This window comes from Ruegeria sp. CL3, from assembly GCF_056536505.1.
In genome coordinates this window covers 137,118-152,425 of record NZ_JBQFPT010000002.1, presented here as the reverse complement: position 1 = coordinate 152,425, position 15,308 = coordinate 137,118, and the positions used below count along the sequence as shown (strand labels likewise).

Below are 15,308 nucleotides of genomic sequence, written 5' to 3'. Positions count from 1 at the left end.
GCAGCATCGGCAAGAGGTTTTGACAGAGTGTTAACTTCCTTGCATGTGGGGGTGCGAAAGTGATTAAGATTTGTAAGACCTCGACGGAAAATTCGCGCGAACAAGGCGTGAACAAACCCTTTTCCTTTTGGCCCATCCAGCGTAGTTTGCCGATATGAGCAGTTTTGATGAAATGGACGCCTTTGAGGGCGCATCGCTATCGGCGCGGGCCATGGCCGCGCGACCTACGCCCTATCTGGACGGCCTCAATCCCGCGCAGCGAGAAGCGGTTGAGCAGTTGGACGGTCCGGTGCTGATGCTTGCGGGCGCGGGAACAGGAAAAACCAAGGCTCTGACCACACGGATTGCGCATCTTCTAACTACCGCCAAAGCGCGCCCGAACGAGATTCTAGCCGTGACCTTCACCAACAAGGCTGCGCGCCAGATGAAAGAGCGGGTGGGCCGTCTTCTCGACCAGCCCGCCGAAGGGATGCCATGGCTGGGAACCTTCCACGCGATCTGCGTCAAACTGCTGCGTCGCCACGCCGAGCTTGTCGATCTGAAGTCGAATTTCACCATTTTGGACAGTGATGATCAGTTGCGTTTGCTCAAGCAACTGTTGCGGGCTGCCAACATAGATGACAAGCGCTGGCCAGCGCGGATGCTGGCCGGAATTTTCGACGACTGGAAGAACCGCGCTTTGACGCCTGACAAAGTGCCGGTTGCGGATGCTGGAGCCTATAACAACAAGGGTGTGGAGCTATATGCCCAGTACCAGACCCGCCTGCGCGAGTTGAATGCGGTGGATTTCGGTGACCTGCTGCTGCACATGGTCACGATTTTCCAAACCCATCAGGACGTGCTGGAGCAATACCAGCGCTGGTTCCGCTACATCCTTGTGGATGAATATCAGGATACCAACGTCGCCCAGTACCTCTGGCTGCGTCTGCTGGCCGGAGGGCACAAGAACATCTGTTGCGTGGGTGATGATGACCAGTCGATCTATGGCTGGCGCGGCGCCGAGGTGGGCAACATCCTGCGGTTCGAAAAAGACTTTCCCGGCGCCTTCGTGGTGCGGTTGGAGCAGAACTACCGCTCGACCCCCCATATTCTGGCGGCTGCGTCGAATGTGATCCGTGGCAATGAAGGCCGTCTGGGCAAAGAGCTTTGGACCGATGCCGAAGACGGTGAAAAAGTTCGACTGATCGGCCATTGGGATGGTGAGGAAGAGGCGCGCTGGATCGGGGAAGAGATCGACGCGATGCAGGGCGGCACGCGTGGTGTGCGCCCGATGAACCTCGACCAAATCGCTATTCTGGTCCGCGCGTCGCATCAAATGCGCGCGTTTGAGGATCGGTTTCTGACGATTGGTCTGCCCTACAAGGTGATCGGCGGCCCTCGGTTCTATGAGCGGATGGAGATTCGCGATGCCATGGCCTATTTCCGGTTAGTGGTCAGCCCCGAGGACGATCTGGCGTTCGAGCGGATCGTGAACACACCCAAACGCGGTCTTGGTGACAAAGCGCAGCAGACGATTCAGGTTGTTGCTCGCCAAAACGGGGTATCTCTGGTCGAAGGGGCGCGGATTGCGGTTGAGAACCAGTTGATCAAGGGCAAGGGCGGTAAGGCTCTGCGCGAGTTGATCGACGGATTGGCGCGGTGGAATGGACTGACGCGAGGGCCTCGGATCGAGGTCGATGACGACTCGGTTATTGACGACGGGGTGTCGCCCATTCGCTATGGTGCGCCGGAACACACGCATATCGAGCTGGCGCAGATCATCTTGGACGAATCTGGCTATACCGGGCATTGGCAAAACGACAAGACGCCCGAAGCGCCGGGCCGGTTGGAGAACCTCAAGGAACTGGTGAATCAGCTAGACAATTTCGAGAACCTGCAAGGGTTTTTGGAGCATGTCAGCCTGGTGATGGACAATGAACAAGAGGGCGACGGGGCGAAGGTTTCGATCATGACCTTGCACGCGGCAAAGGGGTTGGAGTTTCCCGCCGTGTTCCTGCCGGGGTGGGAGGACGGTTTGTTCCCCTCGCAACGCTCCATGGATGAATCGGGCCTCAAGGGTCTCGAGGAAGAACGGCGTCTGGCATATGTGGGCATTACCCGCGCTGAGGAGGTCTGCACGATTTCTTTCGCGGCCAATCGGCGGGTGTTCGGGCAATGGCAGAACGCAATGCCATCGCGGTTCATCGACGAATTGCCTGAGGACCATGTGGAGGTTCTGACGCCTCCGGGGCTGTATGGCGGCGGGCAACCGGCCGCGACGATCGAAACCCGCGCGGCTGAGGCGAATGTATACAACTCTCCGGGCTGGAAGCGGATGCAGGCGCGGCAGGGCCAGTATGGAATGTCCCAGCCCAAAGAAAGCCGGAATACAGTGATTGATGCCACGGCCATTGCCAGCTTCACCTTGGGTGAGCGGGTGTTTCACCAGAAATTCGGCTACGGCGCGGTTACCGGCATCGAAGGCGATAAGGTCGAGGTCGATTTCGACAAAGCAGGCGTGAAAAAAGTTGTTTCCCGTTTCCTGACCGCCAAAGACGACGTTCCGTTCTGATCTTTAGAGGCCTTCGACCAGCACCAGATTGGCCGTCGCTGTCTTGCGTCTGATCTTGGCCAGCTCGATATAGTCTGGGTCGTCTTTCCACGCTCGGGTTGCGGCCATGTCCGGGAACTCCATCAGCACGATACCTTCTTCGGCCCAGCTGCCTTCGACGATCTCGACGGGTTTTGAAGAAATGGTCAGCAGGCGCCCGCCGTGCCGGTCAAAGATGGGCATGAAACCTTCAAGATACTTCTGATACCCGTCCGTGTCGTGAATGGAAATTTGGGCGATGAAATAGGCGGCCATGACGCACTCCTGAATAATCGTAACTGCGCCGATCTTATTCCGTTTGCCCAAAAAGCAAAAACGGCGGTTTCCCAGGGAGGAGGAAGGGAAACCGCCGTTCTTTTCTACATCAGGGCAGGGAGGAGGAGAGCCCCGATGTATCCGAACCCGGGTTTGAGCCCGGTATGAGGAAGACGCGGTGACGTCAGGGAGGAGGAAGACGTCACCGCGCGCTTTCAACACTGGGCAGGGAGGAGGAGAGCCCGGTGTGTCTAGGTCCGGCGTTGCGAGGCCGGTATTTGGTGCGGCGACGTCAGGGAGGAGGAGAGACGCCGCCGCTGATTACAGACCCTAAAGGGAGGAGGAAGGGTCTGATCTCGTGTATTCCTGTGCGCTTAGCGCGCTGTGAAGTCGTCAGCCGCCTGACGGGCCAGGCCGCGGATCATTGCGCGGCTCAGGCCGAGATCGGCCAGCTCGCGGTTCGACAGCGCGGACAGCTCGCTTACCGTCTGGCGGTACAGGCGGTAGCGGGCAAAACGTGTCTTTGCGGCCTCGATCATGGTGGTGATACCGCCAAAGTGAGTGCCTTTAAGTGCCGGTGTGTTTGTTGCCATTGCCATCTTGTTATTCCGTTCATTCTTGTCTTGCTGACCGGTGCCAGCGTTTGCTTGAGGATGAAAATAAGTGAATGCTGCGATTGCACAATAGCCTGCAACGTCAATGCTGCTATGCAGCAAGTGCATGGATATCAGAGCCTTGTCAGTCGCGGTTTGAAATCACCCATGATTTTTTGGGGTTTGCGGTACCTTGGGCGCTAAGTCTTGGTCGAGCAAAGATTCCGTCTCATCATTCGACTTGCCCGGAGTTTGAGCGCAGCTGCGAAAGTTTGTGCGTTTGATGGACGCTTTGTTTCAACTCGATCACGGGAAAGCGATCTTGGGTCCTGGCTTGGGAATTCGTGGGAGCAGATCAAAACGGCCACATTTCACGCGGTTTCCGTCCGTGTGATTCTTTGTTTTTGCGTTGCTGGCGTGTCTCAGTCGGCAAAAATTCCGAGAATTCGAAATTTTTTTGGGAATTCATGGGTGATTGCGGGAGGTTCTTGAGGTCACCATATCTAGCGATCGAATGACTTTTGATGTCGATATGAGGTGTGTAGGTTCTAAAATTGACTCAAAATTCGCCTTGTTTTCATAGCCAGTATTAGACGGTGCCCAAAAATTCCTATTGATTTCCATAAATTCCCATGCCATCCCTAATGCATCCGATGAGGACGAGGCAGCAGGGGCAGCAAACGACCCCAACCAAAAATAATCAGGTTTCATACAGGCATCTCGCTTTCATCACTCAAGAGATCCGGCGCGCGGGCGAGCAGACATCCCCCCAGGTGGCGCGTGCAGCTGGACATCCCGCAAAGCGGGCCAATGCGGCGGGTTGATCAGTGGCAGCAGATCAACCCGCCGTTTTTCATCCGGGGGGACGTGAAATTCAAGTGGGGCGCAAGCGAAAGGGACAGTCGTCTTGGCGCGCAGGTTTAGAGGTGAAAGCCACCATAAGGTGGACACGAAGGGCAGGGTCTCGATCCCGGCCTCGTTTCGCCGTGTGCTTGAATCTTCTGACCCCAATTGGCAGCCCGGTGACAATCCTGAGCTTGTGATTGTCTATGGCGACCACCGCCGCAAATACCTGGAATGCTATACCATGCAGGCGATTGATGAGGTCGACGACAAGATCGACGCTCTGCCGCGAGGCTCGATGGAGCGTAAGATGCTTCAGCGTATGTTCCATGGTCAGTCCTTTCCCACCAATGTAGATGAAACCGGCCGTCTGGTTTTACCGGCCAAGCTGCGCAACAAGATCGACCTTGAGAATGAGGCCTTCTTCATAGCCGCCGGTGACACCTTCCAGATCTGGAAGCCCGAGACCTATGAGGTCGAGGAACTGGCCAAGGCCGAGGAATGGATGGACGATCTGCCGGATGATTTCGACCCGATGGTCTACCTCGACGGCGTTGGGGACGCGTAACGGCATGTCCGGCGCGGTCTCCTCATCTTCTAACCCACATATTCCTGTCCTGCTGCGCCCTTTGCTGGCGGCGGTGTCTCCGGTGTCGGGCACTTGGCTGGACGGTACGTTCGGTGCAGGCGGTTATACGAGGGGTTTGCTTGAGGCCGGGGCTGAGAAAGTGATCGGCGTGGATCGCGATCCGCTGGCATTTGAAATGGCCGCAGACTGGGCGGGTGACTATGGCGACCGGCTGGTGATGCAGCCAGGAGTGTTCTCGCGCATGGATGAATATGCGCAGGATCTTGATGGGGTTGTACTGGACCTCGGGGTTTCGTCCATGCAGCTGGATCTGGCCGAGCGCGGCTTTTCTTTCATGAAAGACGGCCCGCTCGACATGCGCATGAGCCAGGAGGGTGAAAGCGCCGCCGATCTGGTCAACACGGCGACCGAGGCGCAATTGGCCGACATCCTGTTCCACTACGGTGAGGAGCGTGCAAGTCGGCGTATCGCCAAGGCCATCGTCAAAGCCCGCGCTGAGGAGCCGATCACCACGACCTTGCGTCTGGCCGAGATCATCGAATCCTGCCTGCCGCGCCCCAAGCCGGGACAATCGCACCCTGCGACGCGCAGTTTTCAGGGCCTGCGAATTGCGGTGAACGCGGAATATGACGAGCTTTTTCAGGGTCTTATGGCTGCCGAGCGGGCTTTGAAGCCCGGCGGGCAACTGGCCGTTGTGACCTTTCATTCCATCGAAGACCGCATGGTTAAACGGTTCTTCCAGTCTCGGGCTGGTAAGACTGGGCGGGCCAACCGCTATGCGCCCGAGATGGAACAGGAACTGCCGCAATTTACGCTCAAAACACGCAAGGCCGTCGGGCCGGACGAGCAGGAATTGCAGGAAAACCCGCGTGCGCGCTCGGCCAAGCTGCGTGTTGCGATCCGCACTGAGGCTCCGGCGGGGGAAATTGAGGCTCGCGCCATCGGGATGCCGCAACTTGGGGGAAGGGCAAGATGAAGAGTATTCTGTATGTGTTGACCGCTCTGTCCGTGTTCGGATTGGCTCTGTGGGCCTATCAGGAGAACTACCGGACCCAGCAAGTTGTAAAGGAAATGCAGGCGCTGCAGGGTGAGATCGGCGTGGCGCAGGTTAAGCTAGCGGTTCTGAACGCCGAATGGGCCTATCTGAACCGCCCCGATCGTCTGCGTGAGCTGGCTGATTTGAATTTCGAACGCATGGGCCTTTTGCCTTTGCGGGCTGAGCAATTCGGACGTGCGGACCAGATCGCTTATGCCGAGGACCCCGACCTGCCGGTTGTTGACCCGATAGAGCTGCAGGCGATCACCGATATTCAGGCCTTGGGTGAGGTGCAGATTCCATGACCCGCACTCCCCTCCGCCCTCTGGCCCGCGTTCTGGATGCCCGCGCGAAGGGTGAAAACCCAAAGGTCATCGAGCGCGAGAATATCCGCCAACGCCATGAAAAGATGAAAGACCGCGCCCGTGCTCGTGCCGAGGGGCGACTATTAGTTTTGGGCCTGTTCTTCTTTTGCGCCTTCTCGGTTGTGGGCGTCCGCATGGGTATGCTGGCCACGTCAGAGGCGCAAGAGCCGTTGGCCAGTGCGCCCGGTGCTTCGATTGCAATGCAGCGCGCCAATATCGTTGATCGCGAAGGCCGCATTCTGGCGACCAATCTGGATACCTACTCAGTCTACGCCCAACCGCCTTTGATGATTGATCCGATTGCGGCAGCCGATCAGCTGGTCGCGATTTTCCCGGATCTCGACAAAGAGCGTCTGGTCAAGGACTTCACCGGCAAGCGCAAGTTCCTGTGGATCAAGAAACGCATCTCGCCCGAGCAGAAACAGGCGGTGCATGACATCGGCGATCCGGGCATCCTGTTCGGTCCGCGCGAAATGCGCCTATACCCGAATGGCAAGCTGGCGGCCCATATTCTTGGCGGGTCGGGTTTTGGCCGCGAAGGCGTTAGTGCTGCCGAAGTGATCGGTGTTGCCGGGGTCGAGAAGAAGTTTGACGACTACCTGCGAGACCCGGCCAACGGCAGCAAGCCGTTGCAACTGTCGCTGGACCTGACCATTCAGGCAGCGGTCGAGCAGGTGTTGTATGGCGGGATGAAGATCATGAACGCCAAGGGGGCCTCGGCGGTTCTGATGAACGCGCACACGGGTGAGGTGATCTCGGCCGCGTCTCTGCCGTCGTTTGACCCCAACGACCGTCCGCGCCCGCCAACCTCGGGCTTTGATCCGTCTGATAGCCCTCTGTTCAATCGTTATGTGCAGGGTGTCTATGAGCTTGGATCGGTTTTCAAAATCTTCACTGCCGCGCAGGCGGTCCAGCTTGGCTTGGTGAACTCCGAGACCATCATCGACACCTCTGGTCCGATGAAGATCGGCCGTTTCCCAATTGGTGAGTTCAACGGCAAGAACTATGGTAAGATCAGCGTGGCGGATGTGATCGTCCACAGCTCGAACCGCGGGACTGGACGGTTGGCTTTGCAAATCGGTTCGAAACGCCAGCAAAGCTTTCTGGAAACGCTGGGCATGTTCGAACCCACCCCGTTCGAGATTGTCGAAGCCGCAGGCGGTGCGCCCCTCAAGCCCAAGAAATGGGGTGAGTTGAGCACGGTCACCATCTCTTACGGCCACGGTCTGTCGACCAGCCCGATGCATCTGGCGGCGGGGTATGCGGCGATTGCCAATGGAGGGCACTATGTCAGCCCGACGATCCTGCGTCGCAATGGCCCTCAATACGGCCCACGTGTGATGTCGGAGAACACAGCGCGTCAGGCGCAGAAGATGTTGCGCAAAGTGGTGACGGACGGCACGGCCAGTTTTGCCGAGGTCAAAGGCTATGATGTGGCGGGCAAGACCGGTACCGCCGATAAGCCCAAACCGCGTGGCGGGTACTATGATGACAAGGTGATCGCCACCTTCGCGACCATCTTCCCGGCCTACGACCCGAAATATGTACTGATCGTCACTTTGGATGAACCCTCTATCCTGGCTTATGGCGAAAAGCGCCGCACGGCGGGCTGGACTGCGGTGCCCGTGGCGGCTGAGTTGATCGGTCGTGTCGCGCCCTTGTTGGGCCTGCGCCCCCGGCTTGAGCCTGAGGCGAGCGCTGCTATAACCCTGACCTCGAATTAGGGTGCCAGAGAACAGGTGGGTCATGGGCGCAAGAACAAAGAAACTCAGCCAACTGGCCCTGACAGCTCGCGGCGGCGCGAATCCTGACATCACCGGGCTGGCGGTCGATAGCCGTGATGTCAAAGACGGTTTCCTGTTCGCAGCGCTTCCCGGTACGCGCGTCCATGGCGGTGAATTCATTCAATATGCCTTGCGCATGGGGGCTGCCGCTATTCTGACCGATGCCGAAGGCGCGCAGATCGCCGAGGCCGAACTGGCCGCATCCGACGCTGCTTTAGTTGTGGTTGAAGACCCGCGTCAGGCGTTGGCCGGCTCAGCTGCGCTTTGGTTCGGTGCGCAACCTCAGACGATTGTGGCGGTCACCGGAACCAATGGCAAAACCTCGGTCGCCACATTCGTTCGCCAGATCTGGGCTGAGCTTGGCCACGCCGCCGTCAACCTTGGCACCACGGGGGTCGAAGGCGCATGGACGGCCCCGCTGGCCCATACAACGCCCGAACCGATCACTTTGCATCGCTGTCTGTCCGAGGCCGCCGAGAATGGCGTGACCCACGCGGCGATGGAGGCGTCCTCACACGGGCTGGAACAGCGCCGCCTTGACGGAGTGCACCTGGCCGCTGCGGGTTTCTCGAATTTCACGCAGGATCATCTGGACTATCACGAGACCTTCGAGGCGTATTTCGCGGCCAAGATGGGCTTGTTCGACCGGGTTCTGCCGCAAGACGGCACCGCAGTCATCAACCTGAGCGACCCGAAGGGTGCGCAGGTGCGCAAGATTGCTGAAGCGCGGGGGCAGTCTGTGCTGACCGTCGGGCTGGGCGAGGCCGACCTGTGTCTGATGAACCAGCGGTTTGACTCGACCGGGCAGGATTTGCGGTTCTCGTGGCAGGGCAAGACCTTCCAGACGCGCCTGAACTTGATCGGAGGGTTCCAGGCCGAAAACATCCTGCTGGCCTGTGGGCTGGTTATCGCTGCAGGTGACGACCCTGAGCGGGTGTTCGAGACCCTGCCGCATCTGACAACGGTCCGGGGCCGCATGCAACTGGCCGCAACCCGCGACAATGGCGCGGCGGTTTTTGTGGACTATGCCCACACGCCGGATGCAGTCGCAACGGCTTTGAAAGCGCTGCGCCCGCATGTGATGGGACGTCTGATCGCGATCGTTGGTGCAGGCGGAGATCGCGATGCCACCAAGCGACCGCTGATGGGAAAGGCTGCCGCCAACCACGCGGATATCGTCTTTGTCACCGACGACAACCCGCGCAGCGAAGACCCGGCCTCTATCCGCGCTGCTGTGATGGAGGGCGCGGCAGAGGCGACCGAAGTAGGTGATCGCGCCGAGGCTATTCTGCGGGGTATTGACGCTTTGCAACCCGGCGATGCGCTGCTGATTGCAGGCAAAGGCCATGAAACCGGCCAGATCGTAGGTGATCAGGTCCTGCCTTTTGATGATGTGGAACAGGCGAGCATTTCCGTGGCTGCGCTGGACGGGAGGGTCGCATGACGCTTTGGACTGCGGCAGAGGCCGCCGCCGCGACCGGAGGGCGCGCCACCAGTGATTGGACTGTGGATGGCGTGTCGATTGATACGCGGACTTTGCAGCCGGGCGACCTGTTTGTCGCGTTGAAGGCCGCGCGCGACGGCCATGGTTTTGTAGCTCAGGCGCTGGAGAAGGGCGCTGGCGCCGCCTTGGTGTCGTATGTCCCTGAAGGGGTGTCCGAAGATGCGCCTTTGCTGATTGTCGACGATGTGCAATCCGGGCTGGAAGCACTCGGACAGGCCGCCCGCGCCCGGACCGAGGCACGTGTGGTGGGCGTGACAGGGAGTGTCGGCAAGACCTCTACCAAGGAAATGCTGGCCACCATTCTGGAAACGCAGGGCAAAACCCATGCCAGTGTCGCCAGCTATAACAACCACTGGGGCGTGCCTCTAACGCTGGCGAGGATGCCGCAAGACACTGAATTCGCGGTGATTGAAATCGGGATGAACCATCCGGGCGAGATTGCCCCTCTGGCCCGTCAGGCGCGCCCGCATGTGGGCTTGGTGACGACGGTGGCGGCGGTTCACCTCGAAGCGTTCGAGTCCGTTGCCGGTATCGCTCATGAGAAAGCGGCGATCTTTGAAGGGTTGGAGCCCGGTGGTGCAGCCATCGTGAACGCGGATGTCGAACATGCGGGTATATTGCGCCAGGCAGCACAAAACCTTGGCGCTGGAATCGTTGAGTTCGGTCGGCAAGGTGCAGATTACAAGCTGATCGAAGTGACTACCGGGTCCGAAACCGTTCAAGCACGGGCTGAGGTTGGTGACACTGTGTTTGCCTTCGACGTCCAATCGGCAGGTACGCATTTTGCGATGAATGCGCTGGGTGCGTTGGCCGCTTGTGTTGAGATGGGTGTCGACCTGGATCAGGCAATAGACGGTCTGCGCCGTTGGTCCCCGGTCAAAGGGCGCGGGGTTCGGGAGACTCTGCCGGTGGCGCGTGGTGGTCGGATCGAACTGCTGGATGATAGCTACAATGCGAACCCGACCTCGATGGAGGCTGCGCTGGACGTCTTGGCCGCCTCGAACGGCACGCGCCGCATCGCTTTTTTGGGCGACATGAAGGAACTGGGCCCGCAAGAGGTCGCAATGCACGCAGGCATGGCCGAGGTGAGCGCGATGACGCGGGTCGATCAGGTTCACTGCATCGGTCCGTTGATGAAAGCGCTGCACGAGGCTTTGTCGGATACAAAGAGAGGCCTGTGGTTTGAAACTAGCGCCGAGATGGCGGAACACCTGCCGGACTTGATCGAAAGTGGCGATACCGTGCTGGCGAAAGGCTCGCTCAGCATGGCTTTGGCCCGGATTGTTGACGGTCTGCGGAAAATGGGGCAAGGGCGCGCGCTTGACGGGTAACGCGCCCGTGCGCCTCGTGTGAGAAAGGTACTGTAATGCTGTATTGGTTGACCGCCCTGTCGGACGGAGGGGATTTCTGGAACCTCTTCCGCTATATCACGTTCCGCGCGGGTGGGGCCTTTTTGACGGCGCTGATCTTTGGGTTTCTGTTTGGCAAACCTTTGATAAACGTACTGCGCCGCAGGCAGGGTAAAGGCCAACCGATCCGTGATGACGGGCCCGAGGGGCATTTCTCCAAAGCCGGAACGCCGACCATGGGGGGCTTGCTGATCGTAGGCGCGCTAGTGACGTCGACGCTGCTTTGGGCGCGCTGGGATAATCCTTACGTCTGGATGGTGCTGTTCGTGACTCTGGCTTACGCGGCGATCGGGTTCGCCGATGACTATGCCAAGGTGTCCAAGCAGAATACCAAGGGTGTGTCTGGCAAAATGCGCCTGGCACTGGGGATCATCATCGCCGTGTTGGCGGCCTTCTGGGCGTCTTTGCATCATCCGGAGGCTTTGCAGAACCAACTGGCGGTGCCGATTTTCAAGGATACGCTGGTCAATCTAGGGATCCTCTACATCCCGTTTGCCGTTATCGTGATTGTGGGTTCTGCCAATGCCGTGAACCTGACCGATGGTCTTGACGGTTTGGCGATCATGCCCGCGATGATTGCTGCTACGACTCTGGGAATCATCGCTTATGCGGTGGGTCGTGTCGACTTCACCGAGTATCTGGATGTGCACTACGTACCCGGAACGGGCGAGATTTTGATCTTCACTTCGGCGCTGTTTGGCGGTGGTCTTGGGTTCCTGTGGTATAACGCACCGCCTGCGGCTGTGTTCATGGGCGATACCGGGTCGCTGGCCTTGGGCGGTGCACTGGGCGCGATTGCCGTGGCGACCAAGCACGAGTTGGTGCTGGCCGTGGTCGGCGGCCTGTTTGTGGTCGAGGCGCTGAGTGTGATCATTCAGGTTCTCTATTTCAAGCGCACCGGTAAGCGCGTGTTCCTGATGGCTCCGATCCATCATCACTATGAAAAGAAAGGCTGGGCGGAACCCACCATCGTGATCCGGTTCTGGATCATTTCGCTGATCCTCGCGATGATCGGTTTGGCGACACTGAAGGTCCGGTAGCCCTCCCGCCTGGTTCAGAGGGCCTGCGGCCCTCTTGCCACCTGTTGGGCATGGCTCGCGCTGGCGCGCGAGCCTGAAAGCGCCCTTGCCATCGGGATTTCCTTCGGTGCAGTGTGGCGCGCATTCAAGTTGAAAGAAGGGGGCGGCATGATCCCGGTCAAAGGTTTCTCAGGGCAGAAGGTCGCCGTTTTGGGCCTTGGTCGGTCGGGTTTGGCGACCGCGCGTGCGTTGCGTGCGGGTGGGGCGGAGGCGATCTGCTGGGATGACAATCCGGCCGCGCGCGAGACCGCTGAAGGGGAGGGGTTTCAATGCCTCGACCTGCGGCGCCACGGGGCGTTTGATGATATCGCCACGCTGATCGTTTCACCCGGTATTCCGCATCTTTACCCTCAACCGAACCCGGTTGTCGCAGCCGCTTTGGAGGCCGGGGTGCCCGTGGACAACGATATCGGCCTGTTCTTTCGATCCTTTGCGGGGTCTGAGTGGAACAACTACGACATGCCGCCGCGCGTGATCGCGGTGACCGGGTCGAACGGCAAATCGACCACGGCGGCCCTGATCCATCACATCCTAACTGAAACTGGGCGTGAGGCGCAGTTGGCGGGCAATATCGGGCGCGGCGTGTTGGATATCGACCCCGGCGGCGATGGATCGGTCGTCGTGCTGGAGCTATCGAGCTATCAGACCGAGCTGGCCCGCGCATTGACGCCTGATGTAGCTGTTTTCACGAACCTGTCGCCGGACCATCTGGATCGCCACGGTGGAATGGGTGGGTATTTCGCCGCCAAGAGGCGCCTCTTTGCCGAGGGTGGGCCAGACCGTGCCGTGATTGGCATTGATGAAGCCGAAGGCGCATTCCTGGCCGGACAATTGGCCGAGGGTCCGGCGGATGATCGGGTGATCCGCATCTCGGTTGAGCGCAAACTGACCGGTCCGGGATGGCAGGTCTTTGCCCGCAAAGGCTTCCTTTCGGAGTATCGCAAAGGGCGGCAGACCGGCTCGATTGATCTGCGCGGTATCAAGGGGTTGCCGGGCGCGCATAATCACCAGAACGCCTGTGCCGCCTATGCCGCTTGCCGGTCTCTGGGTCTGGCGCCGCGCGTGATCGAGGATGCCTTGCACAGCTATCCGGGCCTGCCGCATCGCAGTCAGATCATCGCCGAAGCGGGTGGGGTGACCTTTGTGAACGACTCCAAGGCAACGAATGTGGACAGTGCCGTGAAAGCTCTGAGTGCGTTCAAGAAAATCCGCTGGATTTGCGGTGGGTTGGAGAAAGAAGGCGGTATCGACTCCCTGAACGGTGCCTCGGATCAGGTGATCAAGGCCTATGTGATCGGGCGCGAGGCGGCGGGTTTCGCCATGCAGCTAAAGGTCGAGGCGCAGGTCTGTACCACAATGGCCGCTGCCGTTGAGCAGGCCATAGCCGACAGCGAGGCAGGTGAGACCGTCTTGCTGGCCCCAGCAGCCGCCAGTTTTGACCAATATGACAATTTTGAGCAGCGCGGGGATGACTTCGCAGCGCAGGTTCAAAAGTGCCTAAACGCCTAGCCCGTTTGCAATTCCTTGCCGATTGGGCGACAGTTTGCGGGTATCGGCTTGAAGCCGTTTAAGGATTTGCTTTTCTGCTCGGAAATTCAAAAAGAGGTCATGAATATGCCTAACCCGAAATCCCTTCTGATCGTCCCGGCTCTGCTGCTGGCTGGGGCTTGCACGAATACAGGCGCAAACTACGTGCCCGTTATTGATGGCCCGGTTGGCCCCAACTACCAGTCGGACCTGCTGCAATGTCAGCAACTGGCGGCGTCTCAGGCAGCGGTCGATGGATCGACCGCGGGTAACGCGGCGATTGGTGCGGCCGGTGCTGCGGCGACCACTGCCATCATTCAGGACAGCAGCGACAATCTGGGTCGCGCTGCTGCGGCAGGTGCTCTGATCGGGGCCGGGGCAGACGTGATCGCGAAGAACCAGAACAAGGAAGTCATCGTGCGCAACTGCATGCGCGGACGCGGCTACAACGTCGTCGGCTAGGGCCGCGCAATCGATCGCGTCGGCTAACGCGCGGAAATGGCCTTTCCGGCGGCGTGGCCCGAGGACCAAGCCCACTGAAAGTTATAGCCGCCAAGCCAACCGGTGACATCCATCGCTTCACCAATCGCATAGAGGCCGGGGACATCCCTGGCCTCCATCGTTTTTGACGACAGGTCATCAGTGTCAATCCCACCCAGAGTGACCTCTGCGGTTCGGTATCCTTCGGTCCCCGAAGGCGTGAGATGCCAATCCGAGAGAGCCAAGATCAGGTCGTTCAGCGCCGCGTCCGACTGATCGGCAAGGTTGCCCTTCATCGGGATATGTTGGGCGAGGTGATCCACCAACCGCGATGGCAAGTGCCGGGCGAGTTCGGTGGTCAGAGCCTTGCGCCCTCCGGTCTGTCGCTGATCGCGCAAAAGATCGAACAAAGGCAGGTCCGGAATCAGATTGACGCGGATCGCTTTTCCCTCATGCCAATATGAGGACAGTTGCAGCACCGATGGTCCGCTGAGGCCACGATGGGTGAACAGAAGTGCTTCGTCAAAACTGGTGCGATCGTTGGACAGGCGTGCGGGCAGAGAGACGCCAGACAGCTCCTTGAACCTCCCGTCCGAGAAGGTGAACGGAACCAGCGCAGCGCGGGTATCTGTAACGCGCAGATTGAATTGCTGCGCGATGTCATAGGCGAGACCGGTTGCACCCATTTTGGGGATCGACTTGCCGCCGGTTGCCAGCACAAGGTTGCGACAGGTCAGGCTGTGCCGCGCACCTTCGCGGTCGACCTCCAGCGCGAACCCGGCTTCGGTCTTGCGCAGCGCTTTGACCTCGGTCCTCAGCCACAGGTCAGCCCCGGCCCGGGTCATCTCATCCAGCAGCATCTGCACGATTTGCTTCGAGGTGTCGTCGCAGAACAACTGCCCCAGCGTTTTCTCATGCCATGCGATGCCGTGACGCCCGACCAGATCGATGAAATCCCATTGCGTATAGCGCGCCAACGCGGATTTGCAGAAATGCGGGTTATGCGACTGGAAATTGGCAGGCCCCGCATACATATTGGTGAAGTTGCAGCGCCCGCCGCCCGAGATGCGGATCTTCTCGCCGGGGGCTTTTGCGTGATCGATCACCAGAACCCGCCCGCCGCAATGCGCCGCGCACATCATACCGGCAGCACCGGCCCCGAGGATGATCGTGTCATAGGTCATGCGCTGCGAATGGCGCGGATTGGCCCGGATGGCAAGCGCTGGTAAGACACCCGCTCAAAAACAGAGCGTG

13 protein-coding genes are annotated in these 15,308 nt (G+C 59.4%); 10 read left to right on the top strand and 3 right to left on the bottom strand.

Annotated elements, in window-relative coordinates; translation table 11 throughout:
* The first annotated feature begins 154 nt into the window (after positions 1–154).
* The gene (locus ACR0NO_RS03010; RefSeq protein WP_480722933.1) at positions 155–2,551 is read left to right on the top strand and encodes an ATP-dependent helicase; all 2,397 of its coding nucleotides are present in this window, start codon (positions 155–157) and stop codon (positions 2,549–2,551) included.
* Between the two features lie 3 nt (positions 2,552–2,554).
* Here ACR0NO_RS03010 and ACR0NO_RS03005 read toward each other — a convergent pair whose 3' ends face one another.
* Positions 2,555–2,845, bottom strand: coding sequence for a DUF1330 domain-containing protein (locus ACR0NO_RS03005; RefSeq protein WP_480722932.1), 291 nt, complete (start codon positions 2,843–2,845; stop codon positions 2,555–2,557).
* 374 nt (positions 2,846–3,219) lie between these two features.
* Complete coding sequence (locus ACR0NO_RS03000) at positions 3,220–3,444, bottom strand: DUF1127 domain-containing protein (protein WP_170554189.1); 225 nt, start codon at positions 3,442–3,444, stop codon at positions 3,220–3,222.
* Positions 3,445–4,381: 937 nt separating this feature from the next.
* Here ACR0NO_RS03000 and mraZ point away from each other — a divergent pair.
* From mraZ to ACR0NO_RS02955, 9 genes are all read left to right on the top strand, one after another.
* A complete protein-coding gene (mraZ, locus tag ACR0NO_RS02995; RefSeq protein WP_480565824.1) occupies positions 4,382–4,849 on the top strand; it encodes a division/cell wall cluster transcriptional repressor MraZ in 468 nt (155 codons plus the stop codon).
* Positions 4,850–4,853: 4 nt separating this feature from the next.
* Positions 4,854–5,846 (top strand): 16S rRNA (cytosine(1402)-N(4))-methyltransferase RsmH, encoded by a 993-nt coding sequence (gene rsmH / locus ACR0NO_RS02990; RefSeq protein WP_480723109.1) that lies wholly within the window; start codon positions 4,854–4,856, stop codon positions 5,844–5,846.
* Complete coding sequence (ftsL, locus tag ACR0NO_RS02985) at positions 5,843–6,211, top strand: cell division protein FtsL (RefSeq protein WP_170460904.1); 369 nt, start codon at positions 5,843–5,845, stop codon at positions 6,209–6,211. Before rsmH ends, ftsL begins: the two co-directional genes overlap by 4 nt.
* On the top strand, positions 6,208–7,995 hold the full coding sequence (locus ACR0NO_RS02980) for a peptidoglycan D,D-transpeptidase FtsI family protein (protein ID WP_425084957.1): 1,788 nt from the start codon (positions 6,208–6,210) through the stop codon (positions 7,993–7,995). The genes ftsL and ACR0NO_RS02980 overlap by 4 nt, the downstream gene beginning before the upstream one ends.
* Positions 7,996–8,017: 22 nt before the next feature.
* The gene (locus tag ACR0NO_RS02975; RefSeq protein ID WP_480722931.1) at positions 8,018–9,499 is read left to right on the top strand and encodes a UDP-N-acetylmuramoyl-L-alanyl-D-glutamate--2,6-diaminopimelate ligase; all 1,482 of its coding nucleotides are present in this window, start codon (positions 8,018–8,020) and stop codon (positions 9,497–9,499) included.
* Positions 9,496–10,890, top strand: coding sequence for a UDP-N-acetylmuramoyl-tripeptide--D-alanyl-D-alanine ligase (locus tag ACR0NO_RS02970; protein WP_480722930.1), 1,395 nt, complete (start codon positions 9,496–9,498; stop codon positions 10,888–10,890). Before ACR0NO_RS02975 ends, ACR0NO_RS02970 begins: the two co-directional genes overlap by 4 nt.
* A 35-nt stretch (positions 10,891–10,925) precedes the next feature.
* A complete protein-coding gene (gene mraY, locus ACR0NO_RS02965; RefSeq protein ID WP_170468019.1) occupies positions 10,926–12,008 on the top strand; it encodes a phospho-N-acetylmuramoyl-pentapeptide-transferase in 1,083 nt (360 codons plus the stop codon).
* A 147-nt stretch (positions 12,009–12,155) separates the two neighbouring features.
* Positions 12,156–13,556, top strand: coding sequence for a UDP-N-acetylmuramoyl-L-alanine--D-glutamate ligase (murD, locus tag ACR0NO_RS02960; protein WP_480722929.1), 1,401 nt, complete (start codon positions 12,156–12,158; stop codon positions 13,554–13,556).
* A 99-nt stretch (positions 13,557–13,655) separates the two neighbouring features.
* Positions 13,656–14,036 carry a glycine zipper family protein gene (locus ACR0NO_RS02955; RefSeq protein WP_170374988.1) on the top strand — a complete coding sequence of 127 codons (381 nt, stop codon included), beginning with the start codon at positions 13,656–13,658 and terminating at the stop codon, positions 14,034–14,036.
* Between the two features lie 23 nt (positions 14,037–14,059).
* On the opposite strand, the gene ACR0NO_RS02950 is transcribed toward ACR0NO_RS02955, so the two are convergent.
* Positions 14,060–15,238, bottom strand: coding sequence for a BaiN/RdsA family NAD(P)/FAD-dependent oxidoreductase (locus tag ACR0NO_RS02950; protein WP_480722928.1), 1,179 nt, complete (start codon positions 15,236–15,238; stop codon positions 14,060–14,062).
* Between the last annotated feature and the right edge of the window lie 70 nt (positions 15,239–15,308).

Bases quoted from the DNA above. Each gene is read 5' to 3' on its own strand.
- ACR0NO_RS03005 (WP_480722932.1), bottom strand. From the start codon at position 2,845: ATGGCCGCCTATTTCATCGCCCAAATTTCCATTCACGACACGGACGGG.
- murD (WP_480722929.1), top strand. From the start codon at position 12,156: ATGATCCCGGTCAAAGGTTTCTCAGGGCAGAAGGTCGCCGTTTTGGGC.
- ACR0NO_RS02950 (WP_480722928.1), bottom strand. From the start codon at position 15,238: ATGACCTATGACACGATCATCCTCGGGGCCGGTGCTGCCGGTATGATG.
- ACR0NO_RS03000 (WP_170554189.1), bottom strand. From the start codon at position 3,444: ATGGCAATGGCAACAAACACACCGGCACTTAAAGGCACTCACTTTGGC.
- ACR0NO_RS02955 (WP_170374988.1), top strand. From the start codon at position 13,656: ATGAATATGCCTAACCCGAAATCCCTTCTGATCGTCCCGGCTCTGCTG.
- ACR0NO_RS03010 (WP_480722933.1), top strand. From the start codon at position 155: ATGAGCAGTTTTGATGAAATGGACGCCTTTGAGGGCGCATCGCTATCG.
- mraY (WP_170468019.1), top strand. From the start codon at position 10,926: ATGCTGTATTGGTTGACCGCCCTGTCGGACGGAGGGGATTTCTGGAAC.
- ACR0NO_RS02975 (WP_480722931.1), top strand. From the start codon at position 8,018: ATGGGCGCAAGAACAAAGAAACTCAGCCAACTGGCCCTGACAGCTCGC.
- ACR0NO_RS02980 (WP_425084957.1), top strand. From the start codon at position 6,208: ATGACCCGCACTCCCCTCCGCCCTCTGGCCCGCGTTCTGGATGCCCGC.
- ACR0NO_RS02970 (WP_480722930.1), top strand. From the start codon at position 9,496: ATGACGCTTTGGACTGCGGCAGAGGCCGCCGCCGCGACCGGAGGGCGC.
- rsmH (WP_480723109.1), top strand. From the start codon at position 4,854: ATGTCCGGCGCGGTCTCCTCATCTTCTAACCCACATATTCCTGTCCTG.
- ftsL (WP_170460904.1), top strand. From the start codon at position 5,843: ATGAAGAGTATTCTGTATGTGTTGACCGCTCTGTCCGTGTTCGGATTG.